The organism is Flavisphingomonas formosensis (genome assembly GCF_009755815.1).
In the GTDB taxonomy this organism is placed as follows: domain Bacteria; phylum Pseudomonadota; class Alphaproteobacteria; order Sphingomonadales; family Sphingomonadaceae; genus Flavisphingomonas; species Flavisphingomonas formosensis.
This window is the reverse complement of record NZ_WRPK01000001.1, coordinates 314,181-338,581: the sequence shown is the minus strand read 5'-3', so window position 1 is coordinate 338,581 and position 24,401 is coordinate 314,181. Positions and strand designations below refer to the sequence as shown.

27 protein-coding genes and 3 pseudogenes are annotated in these 24,401 nt (G+C 65.4%); 15 read left to right on the top strand and 15 right to left on the bottom strand.

Translation table 11 applies throughout. The features are described 5' to 3' along the window. Window positions 1-185: 185 nt before the first annotated feature. From GQY20_RS01725 to arsH, 8 genes and pseudogenes are all read left to right on the top strand, one after another. Window positions 186-1,285: pseudogene (locus tag GQY20_RS01725) on the top strand (IS110 family RNA-guided transposase). Window positions 1,286-1,693: 408 nt separating this feature from the next. Beyond that, entirely contained in the window at window positions 1,694-2,740 is a 1,047-nt protein-coding gene (gene pstS / locus GQY20_RS01720) for a phosphate ABC transporter substrate-binding protein PstS (protein ID WP_157215311.1), read from the top strand. Between the two features lie 10 nt (window positions 2,741-2,750). Beyond that, window positions 2,751-3,131: an ArsR/SmtB family transcription factor gene (locus GQY20_RS01715; protein ID WP_232475838.1), complete on the top strand. Its 381-nt coding sequence runs from the start codon at window positions 2,751-2,753 to the stop codon at window positions 3,129-3,131. Then, entirely contained in the window at window positions 3,128-3,631 is a 504-nt protein-coding gene (locus tag GQY20_RS01710) for an arsenate reductase ArsC (protein WP_157215308.1), read from the top strand. The genes GQY20_RS01715 and GQY20_RS01710 overlap by 4 nt, the downstream gene beginning before the upstream one ends. Then, complete coding sequence (gene arsC, locus GQY20_RS01705) at window positions 3,628-4,056, top strand: arsenate reductase (glutaredoxin) (protein WP_157215306.1); 429 nt, start codon at window positions 3,628-3,630, stop codon at window positions 4,054-4,056. Before GQY20_RS01710 ends, arsC begins: the two co-directional genes overlap by 4 nt. A 7-nt stretch (window positions 4,057-4,063) precedes the next feature. Further along, window positions 4,064-5,140 carry an ACR3 family arsenite efflux transporter gene (gene arsB, locus GQY20_RS01700; RefSeq protein ID WP_157215305.1) on the top strand — a complete coding sequence of 359 codons (1,077 nt, stop codon included), beginning with the start codon at window positions 4,064-4,066 and terminating at the stop codon, window positions 5,138-5,140. Then, on the top strand, window positions 5,137-5,577 hold the full coding sequence (gene arsN2, locus GQY20_RS01695) for an arsenic resistance N-acetyltransferase ArsN2 (protein ID WP_157215304.1): 441 nt from the start codon (window positions 5,137-5,139) through the stop codon (window positions 5,575-5,577). The genes arsB and arsN2 overlap by 4 nt, the downstream gene beginning before the upstream one ends. Next, on the top strand, window positions 5,574-6,320 hold the full coding sequence (arsH, locus tag GQY20_RS01690) for an arsenical resistance protein ArsH (RefSeq protein WP_157215302.1): 747 nt from the start codon (window positions 5,574-5,576) through the stop codon (window positions 6,318-6,320). The genes arsN2 and arsH overlap by 4 nt, the downstream gene beginning before the upstream one ends. Window positions 6,321-6,524: 204 nt before the next feature. On the opposite strand, the gene GQY20_RS01685 is transcribed toward arsH, so the two are convergent. From GQY20_RS01685 to GQY20_RS01625, 13 genes and pseudogenes are all read right to left on the bottom strand, one after another. Then, window positions 6,525-8,027, bottom strand: coding sequence for a CYTH and CHAD domain-containing protein (locus GQY20_RS01685; RefSeq protein WP_232475837.1), 1,503 nt, complete (start codon window positions 8,025-8,027; stop codon window positions 6,525-6,527). After that, window positions 8,024-9,143: pseudogene (locus GQY20_RS01680) on the bottom strand (AI-2E family transporter). Before GQY20_RS01680 ends, GQY20_RS01685 begins: the two are co-directional and overlap by 4 nt. Beyond that, window positions 9,140-11,701, bottom strand: coding sequence for a cation-translocating P-type ATPase (locus tag GQY20_RS01675; protein WP_157216109.1), 2,562 nt, complete (start codon window positions 11,699-11,701; stop codon window positions 9,140-9,142). Before GQY20_RS01675 ends, GQY20_RS01680 begins: the two are co-directional and overlap by 4 nt. After that, a complete protein-coding gene (locus GQY20_RS01670; protein ID WP_157215300.1) occupies window positions 11,694-12,434 on the bottom strand; it encodes a cytochrome c3 family protein in 741 nt (246 codons plus the stop codon). Before GQY20_RS01670 ends, GQY20_RS01675 begins: the two co-directional genes overlap by 8 nt. Further along, window positions 12,431-13,018, bottom strand: a complete 588-nt coding sequence (locus tag GQY20_RS01665) for a hypothetical protein (RefSeq protein WP_157215298.1) — start codon at window positions 13,016-13,018, stop codon at window positions 12,431-12,433. Before GQY20_RS01665 ends, GQY20_RS01670 begins: the two co-directional genes overlap by 4 nt. Further along, a complete protein-coding gene (locus GQY20_RS01660) occupies window positions 13,015-14,241 on the bottom strand; it encodes a 2Fe-2S iron-sulfur cluster-binding protein (protein WP_157215297.1) in 1,227 nt (408 codons plus the stop codon). The genes GQY20_RS01665 and GQY20_RS01660 overlap by 4 nt, the downstream gene beginning before the upstream one ends. 55 nt (window positions 14,242-14,296) lie before the next feature. After that, the gene (locus GQY20_RS01655) at window positions 14,297-14,998 is read right to left on the bottom strand and encodes a VIT1/CCC1 transporter family protein (RefSeq protein WP_157215295.1); all 702 of its coding nucleotides are present in this window, start codon (window positions 14,996-14,998) and stop codon (window positions 14,297-14,299) included. Next, window positions 14,991-15,665 (bottom strand): cytochrome b/b6 domain-containing protein, encoded by a 675-nt coding sequence (locus GQY20_RS01650; RefSeq protein WP_232475835.1) that lies wholly within the window; start codon window positions 15,663-15,665, stop codon window positions 14,991-14,993. The genes GQY20_RS01655 and GQY20_RS01650 overlap by 8 nt, the downstream gene beginning before the upstream one ends. Window positions 15,666-15,775: 110 nt before the next feature. After that, complete coding sequence (locus tag GQY20_RS01645; protein ID WP_232475834.1) at window positions 15,776-16,309, bottom strand: hypothetical protein; 534 nt, start codon at window positions 16,307-16,309, stop codon at window positions 15,776-15,778. Window positions 16,310-16,390: 81 nt separating this feature from the next. Then, window positions 16,391-17,731 (bottom strand): sensor histidine kinase, encoded by a 1,341-nt coding sequence (locus GQY20_RS01640; protein ID WP_157215294.1) that lies wholly within the window; start codon window positions 17,729-17,731, stop codon window positions 16,391-16,393. Beyond that, window positions 17,724-18,410 carry a response regulator gene (locus tag GQY20_RS01635; RefSeq protein WP_157215293.1) on the bottom strand — a complete coding sequence of 229 codons (687 nt, stop codon included), beginning with the start codon at window positions 18,408-18,410 and terminating at the stop codon, window positions 17,724-17,726. Before GQY20_RS01635 ends, GQY20_RS01640 begins: the two co-directional genes overlap by 8 nt. After that, window positions 18,391-18,993 carry a cytochrome b/b6 domain-containing protein gene (locus GQY20_RS01630; RefSeq protein WP_157215292.1) on the bottom strand — a complete coding sequence of 201 codons (603 nt, stop codon included), beginning with the start codon at window positions 18,991-18,993 and terminating at the stop codon, window positions 18,391-18,393. Before GQY20_RS01630 ends, GQY20_RS01635 begins: the two co-directional genes overlap by 20 nt. Window positions 18,994-18,995: 2 nt before the next feature. Next, window positions 18,996-19,277 (bottom strand): PepSY domain-containing protein, encoded by a 282-nt coding sequence (locus GQY20_RS01625; protein WP_198350807.1) that lies wholly within the window; start codon window positions 19,275-19,277, stop codon window positions 18,996-18,998. A 204-nt stretch (window positions 19,278-19,481) separates the two neighbouring features. Between GQY20_RS01625 and GQY20_RS01620 the strand changes: the two genes are divergently transcribed. Next, complete coding sequence (locus tag GQY20_RS01620) at window positions 19,482-19,958, top strand: rubrerythrin family protein (RefSeq protein WP_232475833.1); 477 nt, start codon at window positions 19,482-19,484, stop codon at window positions 19,956-19,958. 189 nt (window positions 19,959-20,147) lie between these two features. Here GQY20_RS01620 and GQY20_RS32395 read toward each other — a convergent pair whose 3' ends face one another. Continuing rightward, window positions 20,148-20,441: a DUF2285 domain-containing protein gene (locus GQY20_RS32395; RefSeq protein WP_157215290.1), complete on the bottom strand. Its 294-nt coding sequence runs from the start codon at window positions 20,439-20,441 to the stop codon at window positions 20,148-20,150. A gap of 51 nt (window positions 20,442-20,492) precedes the next feature. Between GQY20_RS32395 and GQY20_RS32390 the strand changes: the two genes are divergently transcribed. After that, window positions 20,493-20,786, top strand: a complete 294-nt coding sequence (locus tag GQY20_RS32390; RefSeq protein WP_232475832.1) for a hypothetical protein — start codon at window positions 20,493-20,495, stop codon at window positions 20,784-20,786. A gap of 10 nt (window positions 20,787-20,796) precedes the next feature. Here the strand turns inward: GQY20_RS32390 and GQY20_RS32990 are convergent. Next, a pseudogene (locus GQY20_RS32990) lies at window positions 20,797-20,847 on the bottom strand (hypothetical protein); the annotation flags it as partial. A 362-nt stretch (window positions 20,848-21,209) separates the two neighbouring features. Between GQY20_RS32990 and GQY20_RS01605 the strand changes: the two are divergent. From GQY20_RS01605 to GQY20_RS01585, 5 genes are all read left to right on the top strand, one after another. Beyond that, on the top strand, window positions 21,210-21,968 hold the full coding sequence (locus GQY20_RS01605) for a LuxR family transcriptional regulator (protein WP_157215287.1): 759 nt from the start codon (window positions 21,210-21,212) through the stop codon (window positions 21,966-21,968). Between the two features lie 56 nt (window positions 21,969-22,024). Next, the gene (locus GQY20_RS01600; protein ID WP_157215285.1) at window positions 22,025-22,639 is read left to right on the top strand and encodes an acyl-homoserine-lactone synthase; all 615 of its coding nucleotides are present in this window, start codon (window positions 22,025-22,027) and stop codon (window positions 22,637-22,639) included. Window positions 22,640-22,656: 17 nt separating this feature from the next. Beyond that, window positions 22,657-23,538: a phytanoyl-CoA dioxygenase family protein gene (locus GQY20_RS01595; RefSeq protein WP_157215283.1), complete on the top strand. Its 882-nt coding sequence runs from the start codon at window positions 22,657-22,659 to the stop codon at window positions 23,536-23,538. Further along, window positions 23,535-24,146 (top strand): GntR family transcriptional regulator, encoded by a 612-nt coding sequence (locus GQY20_RS01590; protein WP_157215282.1) that lies wholly within the window; start codon window positions 23,535-23,537, stop codon window positions 24,144-24,146. The genes GQY20_RS01595 and GQY20_RS01590 overlap by 4 nt, the downstream gene beginning before the upstream one ends. A 121-nt stretch (window positions 24,147-24,267) precedes the next feature. Beyond that, window positions 24,268-24,387, top strand: a complete 120-nt coding sequence (locus GQY20_RS01585) for a benenodin family lasso peptide (RefSeq protein WP_137785159.1) — start codon at window positions 24,268-24,270, stop codon at window positions 24,385-24,387. The last annotated feature ends 14 nt before the right edge of the window (window positions 24,388-24,401 follow it).

Sequence of the window (24,401 nt, the reverse complement as noted above, 5' to 3'; positions counted from 1 at the left end):
ACCGCCCAACCCCCGACCGAGTCAGGCTTCCAACAACGCCATCGCGGCACGCGATGGCCGCATGCCCGGCTAGAATAGCCGGGCCGTCATCATAGTCGTCGGAGTCGATTTAGGAGGTTTCAGTGCAGAGTCAGCAGAGCGTTGATCAGGTCGTTCAAACCACCCTTGCCGCAGTGTTCTTCTCGATGGAGTTGAGCCGATCGAAATGGCTGGTGACCTATCCGGCGCCCGGTGCTGGCGAGCGAATGTCGAAGCATGTGCTCGTTGCCGGCGATGTCGCGGGGCTGTTCGAGCAACTCGATAAGGTCTGCAAGAAGGCGCATCAGAAGACCGGCCAGCATTATCCGATGGTCTCCATTCAGGAGGCTGGGCTGGACGGGTTCTGGATTCATCGCCTCCTCGAGAAAGAGGGCATCGAAAGCCATGTCGTCGATCCCGCGTCGATTGCCACGTCGCGCCGGCGACGGCGCGCGAAAACCGACAGGCTCGATGGTGAGACGCTGCTTCGCACGCTGCTCGCGTTCAAACGCGGCGATCCGCGCGCGGCTCGATGGTCGTGGTGCCAACGACGGAAGAAGAGGATCGTCGTCGAATCAGCCGGGAGCGCCAAGCGCTCATCCGCGAGCGCGTCGCCCTCGTCAACCGAATCAAAGGGCTGCTCTACAGCCAGGGCATCGGTGGCTTCGAACCGTTGAAGCGAGACCGGCGCGAGCGCTTCGAAGCGCTAACGACTGGCGACGGCCACGAGATCGCGCCGCATATGCGCGCGACGATCATGCGGATCCTCGATCGGATCGAACTTATCCTGCAGCAGCTCAAGCAGGTAGAGAAAGCCCGCGACGAGCTGGCATCGCATTCGTCGGCCGAGGTCGAGGATCCGGTATGCCCGGCGATGCTCAAATCGTTGCGAGGCGTCGGGCCGGACTTCGCCGAGATCATCTGGGCGGAGGGACTGTACCGGCATTTCGACAATCGCCGGCAGCTCGCATCCTATGCCGGTCTGGCGCCGACCCCGTGGCAAAGTGGCTCGATCAGCAACGAGCAGGGCATATCGAAGGCGGGTAATCCGCGCTTGCGATCGATCATGGTCCAGCTTTCCTGGTTCTGGTTGCTGCATCAGCCGGAGTCCGACCTGTCGCGCTGGTTTCACGAGCGGGTGAAGCTCGATGGCGGTCGCCGCAAGAAGGTGACGATCATCGCGCTCGCGCGAAAGCTGCTCATCGCGCTTTGGAAGTTTGCACGTCACGGCGTCGTTATCGAGGGCGCGGTCCTGAAGACCGCCTGATAGCGTCGCTTACCAGTTCGCCGGCACGATCGAGCCGGCGGATCCGGGTGAACGGACCGACACCCCCGCTGGCTTCAAATGCCGCCCGCGAAGAATGGTCCCGTTCCCTCTGAGCCTGCCCGACAGATTCGGGGACTTGGTGCGGCTGCTTTGAGCAGCGACCGTATGTGAGGTTGGACTGGTGAGCATGCTCGCCTGGCCGTGGACATGACTCTGGCCTGGATCGCTATTTGGAGTTGCCTATCGAAAGGCTCGAAAAATTGCCCGCTGACATGACTGATTGTGATGCGGGGCACGGACACCTGAGATCATTCCTGCGCTGGTGCGAGCCACACGCGTTCCGGCACGGATTGTCATGTCCCATATATTTCTATATTTCCTGATTCGTCGAATAATGGAGATGATGACATGGGGGCAGGATTGAAGATCGGCCGGAGAGCCGCACTGCTGGTGTTGATTGCTGTCCCGCTGATGGCGGATAAGGCACCACCGGCGACGGTGGTAACAGGCGCGGGATCGACCTTCGTGACGCCGATCCTGACGAGGTGGACGACCGACTATATGGCGGACTTCCACATCAGCGGCGGGACGAAGATCGCCTATCAGTCGGTGGGCTCCGGTGCCGGCATCGAGGCGATCAAGGCGCACAAGGTCGATTTCGGTGCGAGCGACAAGCCGCTGCCGCCGGCCGAGCTACGCCAGGCCAATCTCGCTCAGTTCCCGCTCGTCATCGGCGGCGTCGTTCCGGTCGTGAACATACCCGGCATCCGGCCTGGCCAGCTTCGCTTCACCGGCGCCGTCCTCGCCGACATCTATCAAGGCACGATCACGCGCTGGAATGACCCGGCCATCGTCCGGATCAATCCCGGCGCCAAGCTCCCGGATGCGCCGATCACGGTGGTCCATCGTTCCGACGGCTCGGGCACGACCTTCAACTGGGTCGACTTCCTGAGCAAGAAGAATCCGCGCTGGAAGGCGACGGTCGGCGAAGGCACCACGGTCAAATGGCCGGTCGGCGTCGGCGGCAACGGCAACGAGGGCGTCACTGCTGCGATAAAGTCGACAGCAAACAGCATCGGTTATGTCGAGCTGGCTTACGTGGCGCGCGAGCATTTGGCCTGGGCATCCGTCCAGAACCGGGCCGGCCGCTTCATCGCGCCGAGCCAGGCAAGCTTTCAGGCCGCCGCCGCCGGTGCGGCATGGGATCCGAAGCAGGACTTCTATCTCGTGCTGACCGATGCCCCCGGTGTTGACGCCTATCCGATCACGGCCACGACCTTCGTCCTGGTGCCGCGCCACATCAACGACTTCACCCGCACGCGAGCACTGCTTCAGCTTTTCGAATATGCCCTGTTCAAGGGGCAGCCGCAGGCGACCGCCCTCGGCTATGTTCCCCTGCCACAGAAGCTGGCGGCCCGCGTCGCCCTCTACTGGACGACCGAAGTGCAGCATTGAGGACGGACATTTGAGCATTCTCACAGCACCCAACGCCGTCGAGGCCCTGTCAGCACTGGCACACGGCGCACGGCTCGACGTCTTCCGCCTGCTCGTCCGGGCCGGCGAGGAAGGCTTACCGGCGGGCGAGATCGCGCGCCGGCTCGATACGCCCGCCAACACGATGTCGACGAGTCTGGCTATCCTCCAGCGCTCGAACCTGATCCGTTCGCGGCGTGATGGTCGATCCGTCATCTATTCCGCCGATTATGGCGCCTTCTCGGAGCTGCTGTCCTTCCTCGTCGAGGATTGCTGCGACGGGCGGCCCGAGGTGTGCAGTCGGTTGGCAAATGTCGTGGGGTCCGCCCTGAGCTGCGCAGCGGACGCCGGCGATCTCGGAGAGAAGCAATGAGCCGCAAGATCCTCTTTCTCTGCACGGGCAATTCCGCCCGCTCGGTCCTCGCCGAGGCGCTGGCGGGCCGGCTCGGCGCAGGCAGGCTCCAAGCCTATTCGGCCGGCTCGCAGCCCAAGGGTGTGGTCAATCCCGGCGCGGTCCGATGGCTGGAGGCCAACGGCTTCGATCCGACGAGCTTCCGCTCGAAATCCTGGGATGAGTTCGCTGGGCCGGATGCGGTCGCGTTCGATTTCATCATCACGGTCTGCGACAACGCCGCTGGCGAGGTCTGCCCGATCTGGCCGGGTAAGCCGTCGACCGCCCATTGGGGAATGCCCGACCCGGCGGACGCCGGCAGCAGCGAAGCCGAAAACGACGCGGCCTTCGCCGAGACGGCCCGCGTGCTCACGGCGCGCCTCGAACAGCTCCTGTCCCTGCCACTCGACGAACTGAGCGGACCTGCCCTCAAGGAGCGGCTTGCCGCCATCGGCGCCGCCCAACCGGAGACCATCGCGTGACCGACATCATCATCTATCACAATCCCGAGTGCGGCACCTCGCGCAACACGCTGGCGATGATCCGCAATGCCGGCATCGAGCCGCATGTCGTCGAATATTTGAAGACCCCGCCGTCTCGCGCGCTCCTCGTCCAGCTCGTCGAGCGGGCCGGCATGAGCCCCCGCGCGCTCCTGCGCGAGAAGGGCACGCCCTATGCCGAACTCGGCCTCGGCGACACGTCGCTCTCGGACGATGCCCTCGTCGATGCGATGATGGGGCATCCGATCCTGATCAACCGGCCGCTGGTCGTGACTCCGCTGGGCGTGCGCCTGTGCCGGCCGTCCGAGGTCGTGCTCGAGATCCTGCCGACGGCGCAGCTCGGCGCCTTTGCCAAGGAAGATGGCGAGCGTGTCGTGGACGAGGCGGGCAACCGCGTGACGGCCTGAGGACGATATGGCTACCGCAACCAAGACCATCGACACGTCGGCGCGTCCCGGGATCGGCTTCTTCGAGCGCTACCTCAGTGTGTGGGTGGCGCTCTGCATCGTCGTCGGCATCGCGCTCGGCTATGTCCTGCCCAGCGCCTTCGCGGCGATCGCGTCGGCGGAAGTGGCGAACGTCAACCTCGTCGTCGCCGTACTGATCTGGCTGATGATCATCCCCATGCTGCTGAAGATCGACTTCGGCGCGCTCGGGTCGGTTCGTCAGCATTGGAAAGGCGTCGGCGTCACGCTGTTCATAAACTGGGCGGTGAAGCCTTTCTCGATGGCCGCGCTTGGCACGGTCTTCCTGGCGTGGCTGTTCGCGCCGCTCCTGCCGCACGGCGAAATCCCGTCCTACATCGCCGGCCTGATTCTACTGGCGGCCGCACCCTGCACCGCGATGGTCTTCGTCTGGTCGAACCTGTGCGATGGCGAACCGAACTTCACGTTGAGCCAGGTCGCGCTCAACGACGTGCTGATGGTGTTCCTGTTCGCGCCGCTGGTCGCCCTTCTGCTCGGCGTCGCCTCGGTCAGCGTGCCGTGGAATACGCTCCTGATTTCGGTCGTCCTCTACATCGTTGTGCCGGTAATCGTCGCTCAGGTGGTCCGACGCTCGCTGATAGCGTCCGGGGGTCAGCCCGCGCTCGATCGCCTGCTCAAGGCGCTCGGGCCGATCTCGCTCAGCGCGCTGCTCGCGACATTGGTCCTGCTGTTCGGTTTCCAGGGCCAGCAGATCCTCGCCAAGCCGCTGGTGATCGCGCTTATTGCCGTGCCGATCCTCATCCAGGTCTATCTCAACGCGGGTCTCGCTTACGTCCTGTCCCGTCAGTTCGGGGTCGCGTGGTGCGTCGCGGCTCCCGCCGCGCTGATCGGCGCCTCCAACTTCTTCGAGCTAGCGGTGGCCGCGGCGATCTCGCTGTTCGGCCTGAAATCCGGTGCCGCGCTGGCAACGGTGGTCGGCGTGCTAGTCGAGGTGCCTGTAATGCTGTCCGTGGTCTCGATCGTGAAGCGTACACGGGGATGGTACGAGTGCCGCGCCATGGCATGAGCCGCGTGACCCTCTCGCCCCTGCCGGTAGGCAGCTATGACGTGTTCCAACTCGCGTTGGATGCCGCTCGGCTGCCGACCGACGACCTGATGGAAGCCGATCGCCAGTTCTTCGAGCTGTCGGACGAGGCCGGCCCGATCGGCTTCATCGGTCTCGAAGGCACGGGCGCCGATCGCCTGCTTCGGTCGCTGGTCGTTCTCCCGAGCCGCAAATGCCAACGCTATGGCGGACTGCTCGTCGCTCATGTCGAGACATTCGCCAGGCAGGAGGGGGTCGAGCGCCTTCATCTGCTCACCCAGACCGTCCCCGATTTCTTCCGGTTGCGCGGCTATCGACCTGCCGAGCGCGGCTCGGCACCAAGCGCCATCAAGGCGACGGCGCAATTCAGCGCGGTTTGCCCCGCAAGCGCCTCCTATCTCGTCAAGGACATCGCATGACCCGCGTCCGCCTGCTCTCCGATCCCGATCACCTCCCCGCCCTCGACCCGGCGTTCGTCATCGACCGGCCGGCGCTGGGTATCGGTGACGATCAGCCCCCGCCCCGCATCCTGCTGCTCTACGGATCGCTGCGCGAGCGGTCCTTCTCGCGGCTTGCGGTCGAGGAGGCCGCACGGTTGCTCCAGCTCTTCGGCACCGAGACGCGCATCTTCGATCCGTCCGATCTGCCGTTGCCCGACCAGGTGAAGGGCGACGATCATCCGGCCGTCCATGAGCTGCGCGAGCTGTCGATGTGGTCGGAAGGCCAGGTTTGGTGCAGCCCGGAGCGTCATGGCCAGGTCAGCAGCATCATGAAGGCGCAGATCGATCATCTCCCGCTGGAGATGAAGGGGATGCGGCCGACGCAAGGACGCACACTCGCCGTCATGCAAGTGTCGGGCGGATCGCAGTCGTTCAACGCGGTCAACACGCTGCGCCTGCTCGGCCGCTGGATGCGGATGTTCACCATCCCCAACCAGTCGTCGGTCGCGATGGCCTACAAGGAATTCGACGAGGCCGACCGCATGAAGCCGTCGAGCTACTATGACCGGATCGTCGACGTGATGGAGGAGCTGGTACGGATCACCGTGCTGATGCGCCCCCACGCGGTGCAGCTCGTCGACCGATATTCGGAGCGAAAGGCGACCGGCAAGCCGGTCGCCGTAGTCGAGGATCACTTGGCGATCGCCATCGGTCGACGCTAACGAAGAGAATGCCTTGACCACACCCCTTCCATGTGAGACCGGCAGCGTCGCGAGTGCCGCGAGGGCGACCGCCGGGCAATCGGCGACATAGCCTATCGCTATGATCGCATCGGCCAATGGATCGACAGCGAAGCGCATCGCGGCTGGTAGGCGGGCGACGCAGCGCACGAGATACGCTGCGCGTTGTGGGGGAACCCGTTCCGCTCAGCGCCAGAATCGCGCGGCGTCGATCAGCATCGCGTGGGCGTCGCCGGCCGCGTCGAGCAGCTTCGTTTTGCTGCCCGGGAAGAGCAAGGCCATAGCATCCGGCGGATCGCCAATGCCGAGGCCGGTCAGGACAGCGGGCGCTGTCACCAAGTCGTTGAGGTTCCCTAATTCGTCCTGCAAACCCTCGAGTGCCGCGATGAAATGCCTGTACCGGCGGCGCTCGCGTTTGCGATCGAACAGCGCGATGAAGAACTCGGCCGCGTAGCGCAGCTTCTTGGCGTCCTTGCGGACCTCGTGACGCGCCGGGTCGTCCGCTTCGGCCAAATTGCGACCATGTTTCTTCACCTTGCGACGGAGACGATCCAGAGCGGCGCCGGCAAACACGCGCGCCGGCGCGTCGCGCACGTCCGCGGCGGCGGCCGCAGCCAACCATGCGCCACTCATGCTCCATTGGGTCAGATCAAGCATCAGCCCGCGTACGCGGGGCGAGCCGAGGGTTGCGTCTACATGGACATAGGCGGTTTGCCGCGCGGTCTCGAGGTGGTGCCGAAGCGCACCGGACGGAGCACGCTCGAGCAGGGCATCGATGCCACGCGCTTCGCCCAGTTCCGCCGCAAGCCAACGCAGGTCATCGCGCAGGCCCGCGCCAACGCCGTCATCGACCAGCGCCCTGAAGATTGAAAAGGCCGACCGCAGTCGGCGCAGCGCCACGCGGGCCTGGTGCAGCGCCTCCGGCGCGTGGCCGGTGAGGAACAGGTCTTCGTTCAACCGGAACTGACGCAGGCAGGCGCGGACGACATGCTGGAATGCCCGCGCTGCCGTCATATCGTGGTTCAGCAAGACCGGCTCGGCCTTGAACGCCGTCACGGCCGGCGCGAGCAGCGCGTAGCCGCGTTCGGCCTTTGTCTGAATGCCCAGGCGGACAGGTGCGGCGGCATCAAGCTTGCGCGCGAGCGCGAACAGGGCAGCGGGCTCACCGCTCTTCAATTCCAACTCGGCCTCGCAGAACGACGATCGACGATCGCCGGCCACCACCTCGCCGCGGTCGAGAACCAGTTCGATGACCGCGCCACCTTCGTTGATGTCCCAGGCCCGGCGTTCGACGTTGACCTTGAAGACAGGCGCAAGACCGGAAGCCAGATCGCCGAGGAGTGCCGGGATCGGCGTGGTGTCGTCGATGACGGGCGTGTCGTCGGCAACCGCTCGCTCCCATTCCGGCCGTGCGAACAGGCCGGCCGCCGGCGCGCCGCCGGCCTTGATCGTCTGAACCCGCTTGCGCCCGGAGCGGCGGATGCGCAGCGAAAGACCTGCCTGCAACAGCCGGTGATCGGATGTGTCGAAGTAGATCGACCGTTGACGTGTCTTCCTCGGCGTGCGCGCCATCAAGCCGGCGGATTCCAGGACATCGGCGTGCCGCGGACTCAGCGTCAGCTTGAGTTCGACTTCATCCGGCATTGTCACGACCGATGATATACTGCCAGGAGCTTTCTTGCTGTTCATTCGCCGATCCTCCTTCTGGGAGAGGCGCGATCGTCGGACTCGATCGCAGGGGCATGGGGTTCGGCGTCGCCGACGATCTCCCACGCCGCCATGAACAGCGCGGCGATGGCCGGTCCGATCACGAACCCGTTGAACCCCATCAGTTCGAATCCCCCAAGCGTGGCGACCAGGACGACATAATCGGGCATACGGGCATCGTGCCCGACCAGGATCGGGCGCACGATATTGTCGACGCTGCTGATGATGAAGAATCCGCATAGGAAAAGGATCGCGCCCTGCCAGATCGCCCCTGTGGCAAGCAGATAGACCGTCACGGGCACCCAGATGAGGCCGGTGCCGATCGCCGGAAACAGGGAAAACACACCCATTGCCACGCCCCAGAGCAGGGCACCGGGGAGCCCGAGCAACCAGAAAGTCATGCCGCCGACGGTGCCTTGCAGAATGGCGACGATCAGGCTGCCCTTGATCGTCGCGCGAATGACCGCGACGAATTTCGCGACCAGCACCGCGCGCTGATCGCGCCTCAGCGGAATAGCGCGCTCGACCCGCGCCGCCAGTGCGTGCCCGTCACGCAGGAGGAAGAAGGTCAGGTAGAGCATCACGCCGAGGGCGAGGAAAAAGCCGAACGCTCCCTGACCGATGCTGAGCACCTGAACGGCTACCGCGCGAAAGCTGCTCGCAAAACCTTGACTGAGTTTGGAACGCAGGCCGCCGACGTCGTCCAGGCCGATGTCGGCGAGCCAGCTTCTGGCCCAGGCTGGCAAATGCCCCTGCGTCTGGACGAACAGCCGTCCGAGATCGATCTCGCCACTTTGCACGCGGGCGTACAAGTCGGCAGCCTCGCGCAGCAGTGCCGCGCCCAGCAGGATTGCCGGCACCACCACCACCACGACAATGATGAGGAGGGTCGCGAGAGCCGCCCTGCCCGGGACGCCGCGGCATCGCGGCCAGCAGCCGCATATTGACCGGTTCGAACAGCACGGCTGCGATCACCGTCCAGAGGATCGCGCCAGAGAACGGCGCGACAAGCCAGAGGAAGGCGAGCGTGGCGACGGCGACCAGTGCGAGAAGGAAAGTGCGCCCCAACGACATGCCGGAAGGTGAGCGCTCGCTCATGGCACCGAGACCAGGCCGCGTCCCTGGCGCGGGGCGAAAACGGTCAACCTCCGGCCCAGGGGCTTGCAGCCTTCGAGCAGCACCAGAAGCATGACCCCAAGGCCGATCGCCAGCACCATGTCGCTCCAGGCGATCGACCCGAATTTCAGCAAAGCCTGCGCCTGTGGCAGGAACAGGATCAGGGCGGTCACGGTCGTGATGGCAGCGCCGACATAGCGCAGCGCGGCATTGTGCCGGATAAGCGCTTCGCCAAGCGAGGCACTGAACGACCGGTTGACCAGGATCAGCGCGACGATCTCGGCGATCAGCGCGAAGAAGGTCAGCGCGCGGAGCTCCATCTCGGGCATCCCCGACCATGTCTCGACGAGAAAGACGGTGGCCAGCATTGCAAAGGCAGCTCCGCCCTGAAGGACGCTCCACACGATCATCGGCAGCGAGAACAGGGCCTCGGCGGGATCGCGCGGGCGGCGTCGCATGATGTCATCCTCCTCGCGCTCGGCTTCGAACACCAGCGCGCAGACCGGGTCGATCACCATTTCAAGCAGCGCGATATGGATTGGCCCGAACAGGATCGGCAGCCCGAAGAACAGGGGCAGCAGGGCCAACCCCGCGATTGGCACATGGACCGCGAAGATGAAGGCCATCGCCTTGCGGATATTGTCGTAGATCCGCCGCCCAAGCCGGACCGACTGCACGATCGATCCAAAATCATCCTCGAGCAGGACCATGGCGGAAGCCTCGCGCGCGACATCGGTGCCGCGTTTGCCCATGGCGACACCGATATGGGCCGCCTTGAGCGAGGGCGCGTCGTTGACGCCGTCGCCAGTCATCGCGACGATCTCGCCATCGGCCTTGAACGCCTGGACGATGCGCAGTTTCTGTTCTGGCATGATGCGGGCAAATACGGTGACGGTCTTCAACCGCTCGGCAAGCTGTGTGTCGTCGAGCGCCGCCAGGTCAGCTCCCGTCAGCACGTCGCCATCGGCGATCCCCGCCTGGGTCGCGATCGATCGTGCGGTGGCGGCATAGTCGCCGGTGATCATGACGACGCGAATGCCGGCGCTGCGGCATTCCGCGACCGCCCCTGGCACGCTCGCGCGGATCGGATCGGCGAGCCCGACCAGTCCGGTGAGCACATAGTCATAATCATGCTGCGTCTCGGCCCAGCTTCGATCGTGTGGGGTTGCGGTCGCGACACCGAGCACGCGAATGCCGCGCGCCGCCATGGCTTCAACCGCGGCGGTCATCGCCGCATGTTCATGCGCGGGCAGGTGGCACAGGCTGGCGATCGCCTCCGGCGCGCCTTTGGCGGACAGGTTCAACGCAGCGCCATCGTCCCAGATGTTCGACATCGCCAGCAGATCGGGACGCAGCGCATAGGCATGCGCCAGCGTACCGGCGGATACCGCGGCTCCCCGGATCGCGCCGTGAGCACTGTGCAGCGCGATCTCCATCGGGTCGGTCGGCTCAGCCGCACTGGCGAGCGCCGCCGTCTCGATCAAGCCATGATAGGCATCCGGGACCGCGTCGGTGCCGATCATGTGGATCTCCCCGGATGGCAGCCAGAGTTCGGTGACCGACATGCGGTTCTCGGTCAGCGTGCCGGTCTTGTCGGTGCACAACACGGTTGCCGATCCGAGCGTCTCGATCGCCGCGGCCCGTCGGGTGAGGACGCCGACCTTGCCGATCCGCCACGCACCCATCGCGAGAAAAACCGTCAGGACGACGGGGAACTCCTCCGGCAGCATCGACATGCCGATCGCGATGCCGGCCAGCACCGCCTCGATCCAGCCGCCGCGCAGCAGTCCGAACAGCAAGACGACCAGCAGTGCTATGACCCCGCCGCCGATACCGCACCACGTGACGATCCGCGTTGCTTCTCGGCGCAGGCGCGGCGCCTCGGTATCGAGGGTCGCAAGCGACTGGCCGATCCGGCCGATCTCGCTGCGCGGTCCGGTCGCAAGCACCCGGGAAATGCCGCTCCCGCGCGTAACCAGCGAGCCCGAATAGACATAAGGCTGGCCCTCTCCGCCGGGGCGGGGCGTCGCCTCCGTCACATCGGGCATGGCGATGACCTTGCCGACCGGAAGCGATTCGCCCGTCAGCAGCGATTCGTCGGTCTGGAGATCGGCCGCCTCGACCAGCACCGCATCGGCGGCGATACGATCGCCCTGCTCGAGGACGAGCAGGTCATCGCGCACCACCTCGCGCCCGGGGATGCGAACGCGCGTGCCATCGCGAATGACGAGCGCACGCGGCGCCGACAGGTCGCGCAACGCCTCCAGGACGTGCTCGGTACGGGTTTCCTGGATCACGGTGACGGCGACCGAAAAGGTCGCGAAGCCAAGCAGGATCAGCGCTTCGGTCATGTCTCCGAGCAGCAGATAGGCGACCCCGCCGGCCAGCAGCAGCGCCAGCATCGGCTCGCGCAGGACCTCGAGTGCGATGCGCACGATGGACCTTTGTCCGGCCCGTGGCAGCTCGTTGGGTCCGTCTGCCGCCAGTCGCGCGCGCGCCGCATCGGCGGTCAGGCCGGCCGGTCGAATGCCCTCAATCATCGTCACGCCCGCCCCCTTCGCGCCCGCCCCCTTCGCGTTCGCCGCCTTCGCCTGAGCCGCTGCGATGGCAGCGTGCGCAATTGTCGATATTGCGGATGCCCTCTTCCGCATGCTTGGCGCGAAGCTGGTCGGGTTGATGTTCGTGGCAACTGTAGCAGGTGTAGCGGGAGAGATTGCCGCCAACATGACAGGTGGCGCAGCTTGTATTGTGGGGTCCGGTCAGCGCGAAGAAGCGCGCGTGGTCGAAGCTTGCGGGTCTCCAGCCCTTTTGCGTGTGGCACTGCGCGCAGTTGCTGCCAGCCTGGGCATGGAGAGCGGTCTGCGGGGCGCGATGGCATGACGCGCACCGGGTGCGCAGGTCGGCCCGCAACAGTTCATGCGCGAAGCTCGTCTGCGACGCCTTCACCAGTTGCGGCTCGCTATGATCGCTGTGGCAGGCCAGGCAGTTGGGCTGAGCGAGCGACTGGTGAAAGGTGATGCGACGCTTGCCCGCCTCCAGCGGCACGCCCTTGGTGGACCGGATGCCGATATCCGCGACCTTGTGGCAGGCGGTGCAGCGGTCCGCCGACACGCCCTTGAACGGGACATGGCAGGCAAAGCAGTCCCGCGTGATCGCGCTATGTGCCGGGGTCAGGGCCCCGGGCGCGACCATCAGATGCGGGCGGGTAAAGGCCAGGACGATCAACGCGCAGAGGTTGAGGGCGATCAGGATCAAACCCCAGCGGCGCATCATTTCCAGCCCCAGAACAGGAAAATCGCGATGATATGGGCAAGCGCCAGCACCGCGAACGCCAGCGTGATGGGCAGGTGGACGACCCGCCACTGCTTGACGGCATCGAAGGTCAGGCTGTCCCAGTGAGTCCGGTCATCAACTTCTTCCGACGACAGGCCCTGCGCCCGCAGTCCGGCACGGGTCGCCTCGAGTCGCTTGCGTGACCGCCCGAGCAGGAATTTGCCGGTCAGGCCGCTGGCGACGTTGATCAGCATCGCCCAGACCGCCAGCCAGGCGAGGATCGCGTTGAAATGGATGCCGGCGTGGATGAGGATCAGCAGCGACCCGGCCCAGGCGAGGCGTTCGTGCCAGCGCAGCAGCGTGGCGGGCTTGCCCGAATTGATCAGCTTGTGCTTGCGCAGCGAATAGCCGGTCGAGGCGATGATCAGCAGCACGCCGGGTATGCCGAGATAGCGTCCGACCCAGACCATGTTCGACAGGTGCAGCAGCGCATCGAGCGCCAGCGCCGCGCCGCCGAGCAGGGCGAGCGAGACGTAGAAGGGAATGACCTCCCGGCTCATCAGGCTGGTGCGCCATCCGCTCATGCCTCAAGCACCAGATCGCCGACCGGCGCGCCGACGCAGAGCAGACAGCGACCGCGGGCGACCTCGAAGGACGGTGGTTGCGCATAGCGGACCTCGCCGGTGCCGATCGTGGTTTCGCATGTTCCGCAGCTGCCCGACCGGCAGCCGGACTCGACCTCGACCCCGTGGTGCTCGGCGAAGTCGAGCAGGTTGGTCTCCTCTCCGGTCCAGCTCAGCGTCCGCCCCGACCGGGAAAAACGCACCGCCAGCGGCCGATCGAGCGGCATCGCGGCGATGGCCTCAGCCGACGCAAGCGATGCGGGGCCAAACGCCTCATATCGCACCGCGGCGTCGTCCCCTGTCCAGACGCGCAAGGCGGGAACCAGGCTCGCCATCATCGGCGGCGGTCCGCAGACATAAAAATGGTGGCGTCCTTGCGCCAGAACGCGCTGCAGCAGCGGAATATCAATGAAGCCCGTCGCCTGACAATCCGGCCCACCCGCTTCACCGGACAATGGGCAGCTCTGGACGATGGTGACCCGAAAATGGGGATGCTGCGTGCGCATTGCATCGATCGCTGCTTCGAACACCAGCTCGCGGCTGTCGCGCACGCCGTAGACAAGATGGATCGCACGATCGGGCTGCCTGGCAAGCGCCTCGCGCGCCATGGCGAAGAGCGGCGTGATACCAATGCCGCCGGCGATCAGGACGGCGGGGACATTGGGCTCATCATCAAGGCCGAAGGTGCCAGCCGGCGCGCGCAGCTGCACGATCGAACCAGGAAAGACGTGATCGTGGAAATGCCCGGAGACGAGCCCTGGCGGGAGTTCGGGCCGGTCAACGGGGGGCGGGATACGCTTGATGGTGATGCGATAATTATCCGAATTGGGGCTATCGGACAGCGAGTAGCAGCGCGTGACCTGTCGGAAGGTGCCCCGAGGGTCGGGCAGGTCAAGCTGAACGGTCAGGAACTGTCCGGCCTTGTAGGGTGGCAACGGAGCGCCATCGACCGGCTCGAGATAGAAGGAGCATTGGCCGAGCGCATCGTCTTCATAGTCTCGGCGACGTACGCGAAACGCGCGAAGGCCGGCCCAGGCCGCCCCGCTCCCGGCCGGGCGGTGGGGATCGACCGCGGCAGCCTGCCTTGATGTCAAAGCTCTGCGATGAATCGCTATAGCGATGGCAAGCGCCACCTGAACCAGCAGGGCCGCGGAAATATAGCCGAGAAGCGCGAGCGCTGTCACTCGAGCAAGCGCGTGGGCGGCGGGGTGGCAAGGCCGCGGGGATGGCGCGACGGCATCATACTGCCGTTCCGACCATCAATCCGATCCCCGCAGTCGCCGCCATCGCCAGCGCACCCCAGAATGTGACGCGCAGCGTTGCGGTCCACACCGGCGCTCCGCCCGCGCGCGCGCCAACCCCGCCGAGCAGAGCAAGGAACAGGAGCGAGGCAATCGCTTCGATCACGATCAGCCAGCCGCCGGGCGCGATGATCACGATCGCCAGCGGCAAGGCGGCGCCGGCGGTAAACGTCGCGGCCGAAGTCAGCGCTGCCTGGATGGGCCGCGCGGTCGTCATTTCCGAAATACCGAGTTCGTCGTGGGCATGGGCGGCAAGCGCGTCCTTCGCCATCAACTGGCGCGCGACGGTGTCGGCGGTCGCCGCATCGACGCCGCGCTTGACATAAATGCCTGCGAGTTCGTGCACCTCGGCCTCGACATTGCCCGCCAGTTCGCCGCGCTCGCGCGCGAGATCGGCTCGTTCGGTATCCGACTGGGAGCTGACCGAGACATATTCGCCCGCGGCCATCGACATCGCACCTGCGACGAGGCCGGCAACGCCCGCGACCAATATGTCTGCCGGTTTCGCGGCCGCCGCCGCGACGCCGATGATCAGGCTCGCGGTCGAGACGATGCCGTCGTTCGCGCCGAGCACCGCCGCGCGAAGCCAGCCGATTCGCGAGACGAGATGACGTTCGGGATTGAGGTGAAGCCTAGTCATCGTCCTGTTCGCCCTTCGCAGCCGCGCCGTCGCCCCGTTCGCCCGCCTCGGCATGCGCACCGGGGGTGAAGGCTAGGGGGTCGAGCGCCAGTGCTCCATAAGTAGAAGCACCAATGGCGGCCACGGCGAGCGGAGCAGCCAGCGTGGCGGGCGGCCGGGCGTCGGGCACGCCCGGATGCAGGGCCGCTGGCTTGCGGCCGGTGATGAATGCGCGGATCAGGTTATCGCGCGTGATGAGCGACATGGCGATGACCGCGACGACGTGCATCGCGATCAGGCCGAGAAGGATGTTCGCCAGCGCTTCGTGGAGGCCTTCGCCGCCTTCGCCCTGCATCGTCGCGCCGGTATAGACGATGCCGCCGACCGTACCGAGCAAGGCGACAATCGCCAGGCCGCCCAGCGCGTTATGCCCGATCGACCGCTCGGGCGTGCCGGCGAACAGGCCACGAAGATGGTGCGCGATCTGCCCGGGCTTCAGGAAATTGGCGAAGCGGGCGTGTTCGCCGCCGACAAGACCCCAGACGAGACGGAATGCGATAAGCACGGCGGCGACCCAGCCCGCGGGGACATGCCAGGGCGCAAGCGCGCTGTCTTCTTCCGAGGACAGGAACGCCACCAGGATCGTGGCGACGAGCAGCCAATGGACAGCCGCACGGGCAGATCCCAAACGCGGATCGTTGCTGATGGCTGTGAATTGGCAGTCGATATGTCAGAATGATCACCTCCGTGGTGCGGTGATCCTGGGCTCGACTTCTGACGGAGACCTGACGCCGGGCGCTATTGGCGGTCTGTCGGAGCGTTTCCCCCAAGGTGTCGCGCCCAGTCGATCCGGGTCAGGCCAACGAGCGCGACGATCATCAGAACCTGAATGACGATGCTGGCCGGGCTGCTGAAAGCATCGAGAAGAACGTCGCCCATAGAAGTTTTCTGAATACTCTTCGCGGTGAATGCGTAGATCGAATAGGAAATGATCCGTCCCGCGAAGAAAGCAATTGTGAAGCCGGCCAGTCGGACGCGGGTCAAGCCGGCGGCTTCGAAAAGTTGCGCGGACGGTACCGGCGAAAGTGCAAAGAGTGCCAGCGCGAGAAGGCCACCGCGCTTGTTCCGTTCCAAAGCGGCACGCGCTGCCGCAAGGTTGCGCCGCGTTCGTACCGACACGCGGTTGCCGAGAAGCCGGAAGCCAAGCGCGAGCAGGAACCGGCCCGACGCTGCCGCGACCGCTCCCGTCAGGATGATCGCCGGTGTCGACATCTGCGTGCCGAGCCCGAAGAGGACGATGATCGACCATGTCGGCGGGCCGAATGCCGGCATCAGGTTCACGCCGAGAACGACGGCAAAAAGAAGAATATAGGGCAGCAGGTAAGCCTCGATTGCCGATTGCGCCTCGCTCTATCAGCCCTGCGCGGGCGCAGCGAACGAAACCCGGAAGAGCGCGCCGCCGCCTGTCTGGTTCTCGACGGTGATGGTGCCGCCATGCGCCTGTGCGAGACGCTGCACGATGCCGAGGCCGAGGCCCGCGCCATCGGTCTTCCGGCGCTCCTTGCGCCAGAACCGTTCGAAAATGTGCGGCAAATCCTCGTCAGCGATGCCGTGCCCATAGTCGCGCACGCTCAGCTGGGGACCAGGGCCTGCGGTCACGTCGATCGGGGTGTCGCCAGGCGCGTGCGCGAGCGCATTGTCGATGAGGTTGCGATAGATGCGGGTGATCGCTTCGGCATGGCCCAGCACCCTGGTCTCGCCGACCGCCTCGAATCGCAGGTCGCGGTTTGCGGCGAACGCCTTCGGCGCCATCATCGCCACGACATCGCGCCCAATCTCGGCGAGATCGACCAGCGTACATGGCTCGACCGCCAGAGCGTCGGCCTGGGCCAGATCGAGCATCTGGCCGACCAGACGGGTCATATGCTGGGTATCGGCCTGCAGTTCGTCGCGCACCTTGCTCGGAGGCAGCCGGTCGAGCGACAGCTGCATGATCGACAGCGGCGTGCGCAGTTCATGGGCGGCGTTGGCGGTGAACCCGCGCAGGATCGCCATCGATTCATCAAGGCGTGTCAGCGCTCGGTTGACGGCACGCACAAGGGCATTCACCTCGCGCGGCTCGGTCACCTCCGACAAGCGCGACAGACCGTTTTCGGGATCAAGAGCATCGACTTCCGCCTCAGCCCGCTTGAGCGGCGTGAGAACCCGCCGGACCGCGACGACGTTGAACAGCAACAGCAGCGCCGACAGCGGGATCAGCGGCAGCGCGACATGCTGGACGATCTCGTTGACGATAACGGGAACATAGGGCCGGATGCCGTCGCCTTCGAACTGCATGAACAGCCAGTGTCGTTGGCCGTCCTGAACAACCGAGCGAACGCCCGTTATCCGGTAGCCGGCCGGCACCCGCTCCCGCCTTGTCCAATCGATCAGGGTGCCGGGGGAAGAGACCGACCCAATCGTTGGCTGCGCCGCAGCTACCTCCCGTCGGTCGACATAGCGGGCTGACCAGTGCTCGGCCCCCGGCGGGCCGGCAAGGAAATCGGGTGCCAGGGCAGTCGCGGATTGCGCTTTTCCGGCCTCCAGCGTCAGCAGTTCCTGCGCGAGCGATTCCGGCTGGCTGCTATAGGTGAACACGACGATCGCAACGTCGAGCAACGCAAATAGGAGCGTAAACCCGGCGAGCCGGGTCGCAATCTGACGGAACAGGGTCGGTCCCGTCGGCCCTCGCTTGCGATTGCCGGCCTTATCCATGGGCGGTGGCAGGGGCGAACAAGGCGTAGCCGACGCCGTGGACGGTGCGGATCTGCACGTCAGCGGCGGCGGAGGTCAGGCGTTTGCGCAGCCGCGACACGCACGTCTCGAGCGCGTTCGGCGTAACCTCGGCATCCATCGAATAAAGCGCGCCTTCGAGCGCCGGTTTGGCAACAACATGCCCCGCGCGCCGGAGCAGGCATTCGAGCAGGTCGACTTCGCGTGGCGTGGCGTCGACCGGTATTCCCCCGACCGTCACGGAGCGCTCGGCCGAATCGAGGATGACATTGCCGACGGTCAGATGGGTGCCGAGCGAAGCGCCGGGGCGCCGCAACAAGGCACGGCAACGCGCCGCCAGTTCGGGGATCTGGAACGGCTTGACCAGATAGTCGTCCGCACCGGCATCGAGACCCATCACCCGATCATCGAGCCCACCGCGCGCAGTTAGGACCAGGATCGGCATCATGTCCTGGCGCCGGCGCAAGGATCGAACAAGATCGAGGCCTTCCCCATCGGGCAGACCAAGGTCGAGCAGCATCAGATCATAATCATTGATCCTGAGCGCATGCTCGGCGCCGTCGACGGTTTCGCACCAGTCGACCGCGAAGCCCTGCCGGTCGAGGCCTTCGCGAATCAGGCTCGCCAGCCGGGCATTATCTTCAACGAGCAACAGGCGCATGATCGATATCCGTCCCCTCCGCGGCACGCTTGTAGCCGGTAATCATTGCGAGCGGCAGATTCTCGCGGTGACGCACACTCTCGACGATAGCGCCGATCACATGCAGCGCGACCGCACCGATCAGCAGGTTGGCTGTGACCTCGTGCAGCGTTTCGACCCAGACGATACCCCAGAAGGCATCGAGACCCATCATCCACCCGGTCGTGCCAACCGTGGCGAGCAGCGCCATGAGCAAGACGATCATCGCCGCGCCGGCGGGGTTATGGCCGACGTAACGCGGTTCGCGATGCCGCATCATGGCTCCGAAATAGCCGAGCAGCCGTCGCGGCCCCGGCACGAAGCTGGCGAAGCGGGCATGTCCGCGCGCCACGAAGCCCCAGCCGAGCCGAATGGCGAGCGCCGCCACGACGGCATATCCGACATAGATATGCGGCGCCTCCTCGTGGCGCAGGAAGGTCAGATTGGCGATGACGCCGCCCGCGACGGTCCAGTGAAAGATGCGGACGAGCGGATCCCACACTCTGACCCGAACTTTGCCCGGGACAGCAGGGACGGCGAGCGGAGCGGCGCCAACCTCAGCCATGATCAATCGACGTTGTTCTGAACGACGGCGCCGGTCACCGGGTTGAAATAGACTTCGGCGCGCTTGCCGTCCTTGGTGTGGGCGTAGATTTCGTAGCAGCTACCCGAAACCTGGAAGACCTTGATGTCGCGGTAGCCCATCTTGGCGATCTTCGCCTTCATCTGCGCCGGCGTCAGCCACTTCGCCTGCGGCACACTGGTGCACAAGGGCGCTGCAACGGCGATGGAAGTGATGGAAAGGGCAGATGCGGTCAAAACGAGCTTGAGCATAAGAGAAGGTTTCATGGGGCAATCCTTGATCGTCGGAGGTAGGGCGATGAGCCCGGTTCGATCGATCTGGTCCCCGCTGCTGACGAAATGCTGACACGGCGGTGAAATAGAAATCGACCAGCACTTCGGAGTTATTTTCGAAGCAACGTCAGGGATGCGTCAGGACTTCGGTCGAGATGCCGGTTGTCGCCGCTCTCGGCGCAACCCGGAGTTTTCAATATGAACCGAATCCTGCTTTCGGCGGCGACCTGCGCCGCCGCCCTTCTCTCCACCGGTGCCATGGCCGCTCCTCCCGAGCCGAAGCCGCTTTCGGCACAGACGCGCGCCAATCTTGAGGCCGCGATGCACGGCGAGGCCTATGCCAACCTCAAATATCTTCGCTACGCCGACCAGGCCGAGGCTGCTGGCAAGCCGGAACTCGCCAGGCTGTTCCGAGAGTCGGCGAACATCGAGGCCAATGAGCATTTCGACCGCGAGGCCCAGGCACTGCAACTCGGCGGTGCGAACAGCGCCAATCTCGAAGATGCGATGGCCGGCGAGCATTACGAGAACGTCACCATGTATATCGATTTCGCCAGGCAGGCCGAGGCCGATGGCGATACCAAGGTCGCAGCTATGTTCCGCCAAATCGCGGTCGACGAAGGCATGCATTACGAAGCCTACAAGGCTGCGCTGGCGAAACTGTCGCCCCGATAAGCCAGCGCTCGGTGCCGACCGCCTTCCCCCGAGCTGGTCGGCACCGAATTAGAACGTAATCGAACGATGCGCCCCGCCATCGTTAAGCCATCGCAATTGGCAGCGAACGGTAGGCGAGTCGGCCCGTCTTTGGATCTGGCCCGAGTATCCGAGAGCGTCTTTAGCGCCGCGGACATACAAGCGAACTCGTTATCGTGATTTGCCGAGCAATGAGCGATACCCGCCCACTGCCATAACGCCGGCCTCGCGCGCCAGGCGACGGACCCGCGAGCGAAGTGAATCGGACGCAGCGTTCCACTCTCGTGCAATCCGCTCATCGCCGAACAGAGCGGCTCCAATTTCGCGCTGGCTGGCACCTTCCCTGAGCGCATCATGGACGCGGAGCATATCGATAAGGCGCGCGATCTGGGGATCGGGCGGAAACAATGAGCGCGCGAACCGTCGCCTGCGAGACAGGTCGAGGAGTCGGCGCAGCGGCAGCAATTTCCGCTCCGAAGACACTATGCCCCGCAATCTGAAGTGCAGCAGGACGGCTTGCTGTCCCGACAGGCGGCCTTCCTCGACATCGAAACGGATGTGATGCCAGCCATCGGAAAGGACGGCATGTTCGCGTTCGTCCGCGTCGATCGCGATGGCGAGCCAGGGCGCGATGAGGTCAAGATCCAGGCTGTCGGGATCCGCCCGATCCGCGGGAATGGCGGCGACGGAAATCGTTGCCGGATCGAAATCGACATGCCAGATGATCCGGGCCTCGGGCGCAGCGCGGCTCGGATTCTCGGCGAAAGTGAAGCCCCCATGCAAGCGGTTCGGGACGGACGCCACGGGTGACGCTGCTGGCCCGCACATGCCAGGCAATATAGTCGGGATCGCGGCGCACCCATTCCCACATCAATCCGGCGCGATCGATTCCGCGCAGTCGCGCATACCCCGCCGCGTCGCGCCAGTCCGGCGAGGGTTGCTCGCCAGTTGGCACGCTCATCGGCCACCCCTGGCAAAGCAATCGGGGCGGCGATCAAGAACAACCAAAATGGATGCAACGGTCAATTTGCGACTTGGCGGTCCCGGATCGAGTTGAGTCGCGCTTTTTCGCGAAAAGCCTCCGTGATATGACAGTTTTATTACTGGAGCCGTCGGACACTGACGTGAGACACCAGAGTCCGGCCCGAAGTGTCGGGAAAGGGCGATCACCGGAATTGCGGTGACTTGAGACATCGCCGGCGATCGTGAAGCGGCCCCATGGGCATGCACAGCATGGCGACGCAATTTATGCGCGTTGTCGAGGCCGCGGCGAGCGCGGACGATCTCACCACCGCAATGGCGGCGGTGACTGCTCAGTTGGGCTTCCAATATTTCGCGCTGACGCATCATGTCGACATTGTCGCGGCGAGCGGCAGCGCCATTCGCCTCCACAATTATCCGGCGCGCTGGGCCGATTATTATGACCGCAATGCGCTCGGCGTCTCCGATCCGGTCCACCGCGCGAGCCATATGACCAGCCTGGGTTTCCCGTGGTCGCGGATGTCCGAGATGATCCCGATGACCCGCGAAGACCACCGCGTGCTGTCGCTGGGCCGCGACCAGGGTATCGGCGACGGTTTCACGGTGCCGGCGCATGTGCCCGGCGAGGCGCGCGGCTCCTGCTCGTTCGCGAACGAGGCGGGCCGGCCGATGCCGCACGAGATGCTGCCGATGGCGCAGCTCGCGGGAATGTTCGCGTTCGAGGGCGCGCGGCGGCTCTGGGTGATGCGCGGAGGGCTGCAGATGCCGCCGCGGCCGGTCCTCACGGACCGCCAGCGCGACTGCGTACTCTGGGTCGCGCGGGGCAAGAGCGACTGGGAAATCAGCCTGATCCTCGGTGTCGGCGAGGAGACGATCGCCCGGCATATCAAGCAGGCCTGCGAGCGCTACGGCGTGAACAAGCGGACATATCTGGTGATCCTGACGCTTTTTGACGGAACGCTGACCTTCTCCGATATCTTTCGCAGCCGATATTACCCTTTTCCGGAATAGCGGGCTGACCCGCAGCAGGGCGACCCTTGGCCGATCACGGTCAAGGAGCCAGTCACATGCTGCATATTGTTCAATCCGCCGCGCAGTCGGCATCAGGCGCGGTCCTGCGTTCGATGTTCGCCGCCCGCAAGTCGGTCTTCGTCGATCTGCTAAAGTGGGACGTACCGGTCCTTGATGGCCGCTATGAGATCGACCAGTTCGACGATGTCCACGCAACCTATCTGATCCTCGCCGACCCCGACGGCACCCATCTCGGATCGGCCCGGCTCCTGCCGACGACGCGGCCGCATATCCTCGACAGCCTCTATGCAGAACTGTGCGACGAGGCGCCGCCGCGGTCCGCCGACATCTTCGAGATCACGCGCTTCTGCCTCGATCGCGGGCTGAGCGCGCGCGAGCGCCGCCAGGTGCGCGACATGCTGGTAACCGCGCTGGTCGATCATGCGCTGGCGACGGGGATCACCGCCTATAGCGCGATCGCGGAGACGGGCTGGTTCCAGCAGATCCTCGCCTTTGGCTGGCGCTGCATGCCGCTCGGGCTGCCGCGCGTCATCGATGGCACGATGCTGGCGGCGCTCCGCATCGAAATCACCCCGGAAACGCCGAGCCTCCTCGAGTCCGGACGTGCCACGGCAGCCGCGCTGCGCGTCGACCGACGCGTCGCGGCGTGACGCGGGGGGGACGGAACATGACCGACACACCCGACCTATCCGGCGAGATCGCGCGCCACGCCGCCGACCTCCTTGCCGATGGCTATTGCATTATCCCGGGCGCGCTGCCGCTGGCGACAATCGGTGCGCTCGACAACGACCTCGCGGGCGACTTCGACCGCACCCCGTTCGGCCAAGGCGGCTTCTACGGCACGACGACCAAGCGGTTCGGCCGGCTTCTCCTCCGTTCGCCCCACACGGCGGCGCTGGTCCAGCACCGCCTGATACTCGGCATAGTCGAAGGGGTGCTGTCGCCCTGGTGCGATCGCCTCCAGCTCAACACCACCCAGGCGATCGCCGTGCATCCCGGTGCTCCGGCGCAGCTTCCCCACCGCGACCAGGATATGTGGCGGGGGCCGGTTGGCGAGATCGAGTATCTCGTCAACGTTATGTGGCCGCTGACGCCCTTCACGAACGACAATGGCGCGACAATGGTGTGGCCACGGAGCCACGGCTCCAGCGCGCTCAAGCCCGAGCCGGTCGAGTCGCCCCTCGCGGTCGAGATGGCGCCGGGCGCAGCGCTCATTTTCCTCGGCTCAACGCTGCATGGTGCCGGCACCAATCGGACGGGCGCGGTGCGGCGTGGTCTGGTCGTCGGCTATTCGCTCGGCTGGCTCAAGCCCTATGAGAACCAGTGGCTCGCTTATCCCCCAGACGTCGCGCGCCATTTTGCCCCGGAGCTCGCCGCGCTGGTCGGCTACTGCCAGCATCGTCCCAATCTCGGCAATTTTGAAGGCCAGTGCCCGTCGGTGCTGCTCGGCAACGGAGCGGACCTCCCGCTCGGCGCGATCGACGCGCTCCGCCCGGACCAGCAGGCAATAGTCGATGCTTACGAACAAGAACGGCGAGCGGTGTCGTGAACTCGGGTGCAACCGCCGAACGCGTCCATGAAGCGCTGAAACGCCGGATCATGAGCCGCGAATTCCGGCCGGGCGACCGGCTCGACCCGGCGGTGCTCGCCGCACCGCTGTCGTCCAGCGTGACACCGGTACGCGATGCGCTCCACTTGCTGACCGGGGAAGGACTGGTCGAGACCCGTACCAGCGGCGGCTTCCACATTCCCGCGCTCGACGAGCCGGCGCTGAAGGACCTCTATGACTGGTCCGCGCAGCTGCTGGCGCTCGCCACCCGTGGATGGCCGGGCCCCGATGCTGCGGCCATCGCGCAAGGCAGCGGCCAGGACGATCGATCGATCGCCGAACGCACCGCAGCGATATTTCTGTCCATCGCCCGGCGTTCGCCAAACGGCGAGCACCAACGCGCTGTTGATCGTCTCAACGCACGTCTGCACGCGATCCGGACCGTCGAGCCGCAGGTGCTCGACCAGGTGGATGACGAACTCGCCGCAGTGGCATCGGCAGTAGCCGCGGGCGCGCGCGACACGCTCCGCCGCATCAGCGCGTCCTATCATCGCCGCCGCCGCCGCGCCGCAGCCGATATCGTGCGCGCCGTGTACCGCGCCGGCTGAACGGCGACCGCCCCGGTGCGTCAAACAAACTCGATATAGAATCCGTATAAAGTTCGGATAGCCGGCCGCGCTCCATAGACTGCCATGGCTGCATTTCGCAGCATGACAGAAGGAGTGCATCATGGAACGCGAAGACGACGTGATCGAACTCGGCACCGCGAGCGTCGAGACCAAGGGCGGCGCAGGCTTGGTCATCGATGCCAAGAACGGCCAGCAGCCGTTCGGCATCGCTGACGACTGACCCTGTCGGCGCGC

What these genes read in the sequence shown, in the direction of transcription:
- GQY20_RS01665 (WP_157215298.1), bottom strand. Translation starts at nt 13,018, where the DNA reads ATGAGCGGATGGCGCACCAGCCTGATGAGCCGGGAGGTCATTCCCTTC.
- GQY20_RS01600 (WP_157215285.1), top strand. Translation starts at nt 22,025, where the DNA reads ATGCTGCATATTGTTCAATCCGCCGCGCAGTCGGCATCAGGCGCGGTC.
- GQY20_RS01645 (WP_232475834.1), bottom strand. Translation starts at nt 16,309, where the DNA reads ATGCCGGCATTCGGCCCGCCGACATGGTCGATCATCGTCCTCTTCGGG.
- pstS (WP_157215311.1), top strand. Translation starts at nt 1,694, where the DNA reads ATGGGGGCAGGATTGAAGATCGGCCGGAGAGCCGCACTGCTGGTGTTG.
- GQY20_RS01630 (WP_157215292.1), bottom strand. Translation starts at nt 18,993, where the DNA reads ATGGCTGAGGTTGGCGCCGCTCCGCTCGCCGTCCCTGCTGTCCCGGGC.
- GQY20_RS01620 (WP_232475833.1), top strand. Translation starts at nt 19,482, where the DNA reads ATGAACCGAATCCTGCTTTCGGCGGCGACCTGCGCCGCCGCCCTTCTC.
- GQY20_RS01710 (WP_157215308.1), top strand. Translation starts at nt 3,128, where the DNA reads ATGAGCCGCAAGATCCTCTTTCTCTGCACGGGCAATTCCGCCCGCTCG.
- GQY20_RS01640 (WP_157215294.1), bottom strand. Translation starts at nt 17,731, where the DNA reads ATGGATAAGGCCGGCAATCGCAAGCGAGGGCCGACGGGACCGACCCTG.
- arsB (WP_157215305.1), top strand. Translation starts at nt 4,064, where the DNA reads ATGGCTACCGCAACCAAGACCATCGACACGTCGGCGCGTCCCGGGATC.
- GQY20_RS01675 (WP_157216109.1), bottom strand. Translation starts at nt 11,701, where the DNA reads ATGATTGAGGGCATTCGACCGGCCGGCCTGACCGCCGATGCGGCGCGC.
- arsN2 (WP_157215304.1), top strand. Translation starts at nt 5,137, where the DNA reads ATGAGCCGCGTGACCCTCTCGCCCCTGCCGGTAGGCAGCTATGACGTG.
- GQY20_RS01685 (WP_232475837.1), bottom strand. Translation starts at nt 8,027, where the DNA reads ATGAACAGCAAGAAAGCTCCTGGCAGTATATCATCGGTCGTGACAATG.
- GQY20_RS01655 (WP_157215295.1), bottom strand. Translation starts at nt 14,998, where the DNA reads ATGACTAGGCTTCACCTCAATCCCGAACGTCATCTCGTCTCGCGAATC.
- GQY20_RS01670 (WP_157215300.1), bottom strand. Translation starts at nt 12,434, where the DNA reads ATGATGCGCCGCTGGGGTTTGATCCTGATCGCCCTCAACCTCTGCGCG.
- GQY20_RS01595 (WP_157215283.1), top strand. Translation starts at nt 22,657, where the DNA reads ATGACCGACACACCCGACCTATCCGGCGAGATCGCGCGCCACGCCGCC.
- GQY20_RS01585 (WP_137785159.1), top strand. Translation starts at nt 24,268, where the DNA reads ATGGAACGCGAAGACGACGTGATCGAACTCGGCACCGCGAGCGTCGAG.
- arsH (WP_157215302.1), top strand. Translation starts at nt 5,574, where the DNA reads ATGACCCGCGTCCGCCTGCTCTCCGATCCCGATCACCTCCCCGCCCTC.
- GQY20_RS01635 (WP_157215293.1), bottom strand. Translation starts at nt 18,410, where the DNA reads ATGCGCCTGTTGCTCGTTGAAGATAATGCCCGGCTGGCGAGCCTGATT.
- GQY20_RS01605 (WP_157215287.1), top strand. Translation starts at nt 21,210, where the DNA reads ATGGCGACGCAATTTATGCGCGTTGTCGAGGCCGCGGCGAGCGCGGAC.
- GQY20_RS01625 (WP_198350807.1), bottom strand. Translation starts at nt 19,277, where the DNA reads ATGAAACCTTCTCTTATGCTCAAGCTCGTTTTGACCGCATCTGCCCTT.